We start from the raw sequence: 6,597 nt of genomic DNA, 5'->3' as shown, positions 1-6,597 counted from the left end.
GATCGGCGGCGTGGGAGGCAAGGGGGGAGACCAAGGGGCGGGAAGGCCAGCAGCCCCGATGTTGACATCCCGGGGCCCCGCACCGTGTAAGCGAGACCATGACAGCCGAGCCCGGACCCGCGATGACGCTTCCCTCCGAGACCTTGGGCCAGCGCCTCTCCGAGCGCCGGGCCCTGATCGGCATCGTCGGCCTCGGCTATGTCGGGCTGCCGCTGGCGCTGGCCGCGCTCCGGGCCGGGTTTCCGGTGCTCGGCTTCGACATCGATCCGGGCCGCGTCGCGGCCCTGAACCGGGGCGAGGGGGCGTTCCACCACATCCCGGGCGAGGCCCTGGGCCCCGCGCTCGCCGCCGGCACCTTCCAGGCCACCGGCGACATGGCTCGTTTGTCCGAGCCCGACGCCGTGCTGATCTGCGTGCCGACGCCGCTGACCCGCCACCGCGAGCCGGACCTGTCCTACGTCGAGGCCACGGCCCGGGCCATCGCGGCACGCTTGCGGCCGGGCCAGCTCGTGGTGCTCGAATCGACCACCTATCCGGGCACCACCGCCGAGGTGATGCGGCCGATCCTCGAAGCCGGCGGCCTGCGCTCGGGCCACGACTTCTTCCTCGCCTATTCACCGGAGCGCGAGGATCCGGGCAACGACCTTTTCGACACCGCCCGCATCCCCAAGGTGGTGGGGGCGGACGACGCCGCCGCCCGCACGCTCGCGGAAGCGCTCTACGGCGCCCTGGTGGTCCGCACCGTCCCGGTCTCCTCGGCGGCGGCCGCGGAAGCCGTGAAGCTCACCGAGAACATCTTCCGGTCGGTCAACATCGCTCTCGTGAACGAGCTGAAGCTCGTCTACGACGCGATGGGGATCGACGTCTGGGAGGTGATCCAGGCGGCGGCCACCAAGCCGTTCGGCTTCATGCCGTTCCAGCCCGGGCCGGGTCTCGGGGGCCACTGCATCCCGATCGACCCGTTCTATCTCGCCTGGAAGGCGCGGGAATTCGACGTGCCGGCCCGCTTCGTGGAACTGGCCGGCGAGGTCAACACGCGGATGCCCTACCACGTGGTCGAGCGCCTGGCCGCCGCCGTCGACCGCACCGGCCGCACCTTCTCGGGCGCGCGGGTGCTGGTCATGGGGCTGGCCTACAAGCGCAACGTCGAGGATACCCGCGAGAGCCCGGCCCTCAAGCTGATCCGCCTGATCGAGGCGCGCGGCGCGACCGCCCTCTACCACGACCCCCTGGTGCCGGTCCTGCCGGCGACCCGCGAGCATCCGGAGCTGGCCGGGCGGCGCTCGGAGCCCCTCGACCCCGAGACCCTGCGGGCCGTCGACGCGGTGCTGATCGCCACCGACCATGACGGCGTCGATTACGGGCTGGTGGCGCGCAACGCCCGGCTCGTCGTCGATACCCGCAACGTCATGGCCCGGCATGGACTAACAGGCGCGACGATCGTGAAGGCGTAAACCTGGGAAAAGATCCCGGATCATCGACGCGGGACCTGGGTGAAACGCCGCGGCGCCCTGGCGAGCGGGGCCGTGCCGGGGTAAGAATGGCATGGCAGCGCCGCATTCGCGGGGTCGAGGGCAGCAGATGGGTCGGCTCGCAGGGTTTCCCTTCTTCAAGGATGCGGGCGTCGACCTGACCTCCTACGAATCGCGCTGCATCTGGCGCCGGTTCGACGCCAACGAGATCCTGGTCGATTTCGACGACGCCTCGACCGACGTCTACCTGCTCGCCTCCGGCGAGGTGCGGATCCTCAACCGGACGCAATCCGGCAAGGAGGTGATCCTGGGCGAGATGCGGGCCGGCGAGTTCTTCGGCGAGCTGGCCGCCATCGACGGGGTCAGCCGCTCGGCCAACGTCACGGCGCTGACCCGCGGCGAGCTGTGCGTGGTGCCGGCCGCGGTCTTCCGCGAGATCGTGTTCGCCGCCCCCCCGATCGCCGACCGGCTGCTGCGGCTGCTCGCCAAGCGGGTGCGGATGCTCAACGCCCGGCTGATGGAGCACGCGGTCCTCGACCTGCGCCACCGCCTCTACGCCGAACTCCTGCGCCTCTCGACACCCCGGCCCGGCACCGACGGCGAGCGCGCGGTGAGCCCGCCGCCCTATCACCACGTGCTCGCCGCCCGCATCGGCTGCCGCCGCGAGCAGGTGACGCGGGAATTCACCGTGATGGCCCAGGAGGGCCTCGTCGACCGCACCCGCGGCGCGCTGATCCTGCGCCGTCCGGACATCCTCGAGGCGCGGGTGGCGGAGGCGTTGCGGGAGGATAGCTGAGCGGCTCCGCTCGCGCGCGCCATCAGACCCCGCTCAGGCCCATCACCACGTCGCGCAGCACCTCGGCCCCGGCCACCAGATCGGCCTCCTCCGTGCGCTCGGCCGGATTGTGGCTGATGCCCCCGACACTCGGCACGAAGATCATCGCGGCGGGGCAGAGCCGGGCCATCATCTGGGCGTCGTGTCCGGCCCCGGAGGTCATGCGCCGGACCGACAATCCGCGCGCCCGCGCCGCCGCCTCGATCGCCCGGACGATCCCGGCATCGAAGGTCACCGGCGCGAACCGGGCGAGGCGGCGGACCGTGACCGTCACGTCCTCCTCCCGGGCCAGGGCGTCGAGCCGCTCCGCCAGGTCGGCCTCGAAATCAGCGAGGCGCCCCGCATCCGGATCGCGCAGGTCGACCGTGAGGACGGCGCGGGCCGGGATGACGTTGATCGCGTCGGGCTCCAGGCGCAGGCGCCCGACGGTGGCGACGCTGCGGCCGTTGCCGGCGCGCGCCCGCTCGCGCAGCCACGCCACCAGCAGCGCCGCCGCCACACCGGCATCCCGGCGCAAGGACATCGGGGTGGTGCCGGCGTGGTTGGCCGCGCCCTCGATCGTGACCTCCTGCCAGGAGATGCCCTGAAGGTCCTCGACCGCACCGACCGCGATGCCGTCCCGCTCCAGCACCGGCCCCTGCTCGACATGCAGCTCGACGTAAGAATGGGGATGCAGGAAGCCCGGCGCCTCGGGGCCGGCATAGCCGATGCGGGCCAGCTCCTCGCCCAGCACCGTGCCGTCGATGCCGACCGTCGCGAGCGCCGCCTCGACCGGCAAGCCGCCGGCATAGACCAGCGAGCCCAGCATGTCGGGAGCGTAGCGCACGCCCTCCTCGTTGGTGAAGGCCGCCAGCGCCAGGGGGCGCGGCGGGATCCGGCCGGCGTGGCGCAGCGCCTCGATCACCGCGAGGCCGGCCAGCACCCCGGTGCAGCCGTCATAGGCCCCGGCATCGATCACCGTGTCGAGATGCGAGCCCATCATCACCGGCCTTGAGCCGGTGCCGGCCGGGTCCCACAGCCCGATCAGGTTGCCGATCCGGTCGACCCTGACGTCGAGACCGGCCTCGCGCATCCAGCCCGCGACCACGTCGCGCCCGGCGCGGTCGGCCTCGGAGGCGGCGAGGCGGGTCAGCCGGCCCTTGTCGTCACGGCCGATCTCGGCGAGGGCGGCGAGGCGGCCGAGGAAGCGGGCGGCATCGATCGCGGGCATCGGTTCGGACCTCACGCAGGGACGGGCAGGCGGCGGCGGACCAGGGCGACCTGGTTGGCGGCCCCGAAGGGCAGTCGGGACGCATTCGTCAGGCCGCCTCCAGCGCCGCTTCGGTGACGAGGACGAGGAGACGGGACTCCCGGTCGATGCGGAACTCCGCCGCCCGGGCCGGATCGGCCAGCAGAGCCAGGAGGCCGGCGAGGCCCGCCGCGCCGGATGGCGTGGTGGCGGGGCCGCCCGCCTCGGCGAGGACGAGCGGAGCCCGTGCCAGCTCGGCCTCGCTCACGGTCACGACCCTGGCGTGGTGCCGCGCCAGCACCGCGAGAGCCGGCGCGCTCGCCTCGCCGCAGGACAGCATCTCGGCCGTGGTGTGGAGGTCGCCCGGCACCCGCACCGGCCGGCCGGCGGCGAGAGCCGGGGCGAGGCAGGCCGCCTGCTCGGGCTCCACCGCCACGACGAGGCCCGGAGCGCCGAGCCAGCCGGCCAGGCCCGCGGCCATCGCGGCGGCGAGGCCGCCGACGCCGGCCTGGACGACGAGATGGGTCGGGCGCGGCCCGTCCTCCGCTTGCGCGCGGATCTCCCCCGCCATCACGCCGTAGCCGGCCATGACGTCGCGGACGACCGGGTCGTGCGGATCCTCGGTGGTGTCGGCGACGAGGAGGCCGGCGCCGGCGCGGGACGACGCGGCCGCGGCCTCGACGGCGGCGTCGTAGGTGCCGGCGACCCGGACGATCTCGGCCCCCTGATCGGCGATGCGCCGCGCCCGCACCGGCGGGACGCCCGCATGCAAAAAGACCCGCGCCGAAGCCCCGGCGAACCGCGCCGCCGCGGCGACCGCGAGGCCGTGATTGCCGTCGCTGGCGCAGAGGAGCGCCGGCTGCCCGGCGGGCCGCGCGGCGAGGAGGTCGGCGGGGCTCATCCCGGCGGCGCGGGCCAGCGCCGTGAGTCCCGCATAGGTGCCCCCCAGCGACTTGAAGCTGCCGAGCATCCGGCCGGTCTCGTCCTTGGCGAGGACCTGCGCCACGCCGAGACGCCCGGCCAGGGCCGGCAGGGCGCGCAGCGGGGTCGGCGCATAGGCCGGATCGAGCCCGCGCAGGAAGGCGGCGATCGACTCGGGCGAGGAGGCCCGATGGGGGGAGGCAAGGTGGGAGGAGGGAGAAGCGGCGTCGGTCATGCCGCGATCATGCCGGAGAGCCATGCCGTTTGGCGCCGAAATGATGCTAGGCTGCGGCGGTTTTCGCCATTGTCGAGCGCTTCATGCCGGAAACCGCCACCCTCGACCGCTTCGACCGCGCCCTGCTCGCCGAAGTCCAGGCCGACACCCTGACGCCGGCGCGGATCCTCGCCGAGCGGATCGGGCTGTCCGAGAGCGCGGTCCTGCGGCGCTTGCGCCGGCTGCGGCAGGAGGGCGTGATCGTCGCCGACGTGGCGGTGGTCCATCCCGCTGTGCTCGGCACGCCGCTCTGCCTGCACGTGCTCGTCTCGCTGGAGCGCGAGACCTCCGACCGCCTCGACGCCTTCGTGCGGACTTTGCGCGGACGGCCCGAGGTCCGGGCGGCGTGGTACGTGACCGGCGAGGCGGATTTCGTGATCGAGCTGCGCCTGCCCGGCATGGCGGACTACGAGGCTTTCACCCGCGCGGTCTTTCACGACGACCCGAACGTGAAGGCGTTCCGCACGCTGGTGGCGATGCGGCAGGTGATCGGGATCTGACGACCTCGACGGGAGCGGCGCATGCGGATGCTGGTGCTCGGCGGCACACGGTTCCTCGGGCGGAGGATCGCGGAACAGGCCATGGGGCTCGGCCACGCCGTGACATGCGCCGCGCGGGGACTGTCGGGCGCGGCCCCTCCGGGCGCCCGGTTCGTCACGGTCGACCGCGACCGGGCGGACGGGCTCGACGCTTTGAAGGGGGAGTGGTTCGACGCGGCCGTGGACGTGGCGCGCCATCCGGCCCAGGTGCAGGGGGCTCTGGCGGCGCTCGAAGTCCGCATCGGTCACTGGACCTTCGTGTCGACGATTAGCGTCTATGCCGACACGCAGACGCGGGGCCAGCGGGCCGGGACGGCACCGCTCCTCGCACCGGCGGAGAACGGGCCTTACGGCCCCGCCAAGGTCGCCTGCGAGCGGGCCTTTGGCGACGCTGCCCTGATCTGCCGGGCGGGCCTGATCGTCGGCCCGGGCGACCCGACCGGGCGGTTCGGCTCCTGGATCGCGCGGCTCGCCCGGGGTGGCGAGGTGCTGGCGCCGGCCGCGCCCGAGGATCCGGTGCAGCTCATCGACGCGCGCGACCTCGCGGCCTGGATCGTCCACGGGGCGGAACGCGGCCTCGCCGGGCCGTTCGATGCGGTCGCGCCGGCCTGCACCCGCCGGGCCTTCCTCGACCGCTGCGCCGACGCCCTCGGCGCGGCTTGCACTTATGCCTGGGCGGATCCGGCGTTTCTCGACCGCCACGGCGTCGGGCGGGACTCCGGCCGGTTCTCCTTGCCGCTCCCGCTGCCGGACACGATCGGCGACGCCTCCCGCGATGTCTCGGCGACCGTCGCGGCGGGCCTGACGGTGCGGCCCCTGGAGGAGACCGCCCGGGACACTCTGCACTGGCTGGAGACGACCGGTGGTCCGGTCACCGGCCTGACGGCGGACGAGGAAGCCACGCTCCTCGCCGCCTGGCACGCGGAGCGGGGTTAGATTCGAAAATCGACCTGTTCTGATGTATTATGCAGGCTTTCGCCTGGAACACCTGCCTGAGCCGACAGATGATATACAGGATCTACGAGGCCCCAGCCTCCGGCCCGTAGGCTGCCAGGAACACCCGCACCGCTTCGGCGATCCAGTAGGTCGTCTCGGCCTCGGTCGGCGGGTCGCCGACGGCGAAGAGCAGCCGGCGCATCGTCGTGGCGGCGCAGAGGTCGAAGAAGTGGCGGGGGGGGGGGGCCGGAATCCACGGGCGCAGGCGGCCGGCGGCGACCTGGGCGTCGAGATAGGCGCGCAGGCGCGCCCGGCCCAGCAGCGGCCCGGCCTCGTAGAAGGCCCGGCCGAAGCGCGGGGGGTTTTCCCCCCCCCCCGACCCCCACCCGACC

7 protein-coding genes are annotated in these 6,597 nt (G+C 73.6%); 4 read left to right on the top strand and 3 right to left on the bottom strand.

Annotated elements, in window-relative coordinates; all coding sequences use genetic code 11:
* Positions 1 to 122 precede the first annotated feature (122 nt).
* Entirely contained in the window at positions 123 to 1,454 is a 1,332-nt protein-coding gene (locus VP06_RS13055; protein ID WP_048464216.1) for a nucleotide sugar dehydrogenase, read from the top strand.
* A gap of 127 nt (positions 1,455 to 1,581) precedes the next feature.
* A complete protein-coding gene (locus VP06_RS13050) occupies positions 1,582 to 2,268 on the top strand; it encodes a Crp/Fnr family transcriptional regulator (protein ID WP_048464215.1) in 687 nt (228 codons plus the stop codon).
* A gap of 22 nt (positions 2,269 to 2,290) precedes the next feature.
* On the opposite strand, the gene VP06_RS13045 is transcribed toward VP06_RS13050, so the two are convergent.
* Together VP06_RS13045 and VP06_RS13040 are read right to left on the bottom strand one after the other, a co-directional pair.
* Entirely contained in the window at positions 2,291 to 3,517 is a 1,227-nt protein-coding gene (locus VP06_RS13045) for a Zn-dependent hydrolase (RefSeq protein ID WP_048464214.1), read from the bottom strand.
* 88 nt (positions 3,518 to 3,605) lie between these two features.
* Positions 3,606 to 4,691: a pyridoxal-phosphate dependent enzyme gene (locus tag VP06_RS13040; RefSeq protein ID WP_048464213.1), complete on the bottom strand. Its 1,086-nt coding sequence runs from the start codon at positions 4,689 to 4,691 to the stop codon at positions 3,606 to 3,608.
* Between the two features lie 83 nt (positions 4,692 to 4,774).
* Here VP06_RS13040 and VP06_RS13035 point away from each other — a divergent pair, with 83 nt between their 5' ends.
* A complete protein-coding gene (locus tag VP06_RS13035; RefSeq protein WP_048464212.1) occupies positions 4,775 to 5,230 on the top strand; it encodes an Lrp/AsnC family transcriptional regulator in 456 nt (151 codons plus the stop codon).
* A gap of 21 nt (positions 5,231 to 5,251) precedes the next feature.
* Positions 5,252 to 6,205 (top strand): NAD-dependent epimerase/dehydratase family protein, encoded by a 954-nt coding sequence (locus VP06_RS13030; RefSeq protein WP_048464211.1) that lies wholly within the window; start codon positions 5,252 to 5,254, stop codon positions 6,203 to 6,205.
* An 82-nt stretch (positions 6,206 to 6,287) separates the two neighbouring features.
* On the opposite strand, the gene VP06_RS13025 is transcribed toward VP06_RS13030, so the two are convergent.
* A partial coding sequence (locus VP06_RS13025) for a TetR/AcrR family transcriptional regulator C-terminal domain-containing protein (RefSeq protein WP_048464210.1) occupies positions 6,288 to 6,597 on the bottom strand: 310 nt, incomplete at its 5' end.

Origin of the sequence: Methylobacterium aquaticum (assembly GCF_001043915.1) — a bacterium.
In the GTDB taxonomy this organism is placed as follows: domain Bacteria; phylum Pseudomonadota; class Alphaproteobacteria; order Rhizobiales; family Beijerinckiaceae; genus Methylobacterium; species Methylobacterium aquaticum.
Note: the sequence above shows the minus strand (reverse complement) of the source record. Positions and strands in the feature narration are given on the sequence as shown.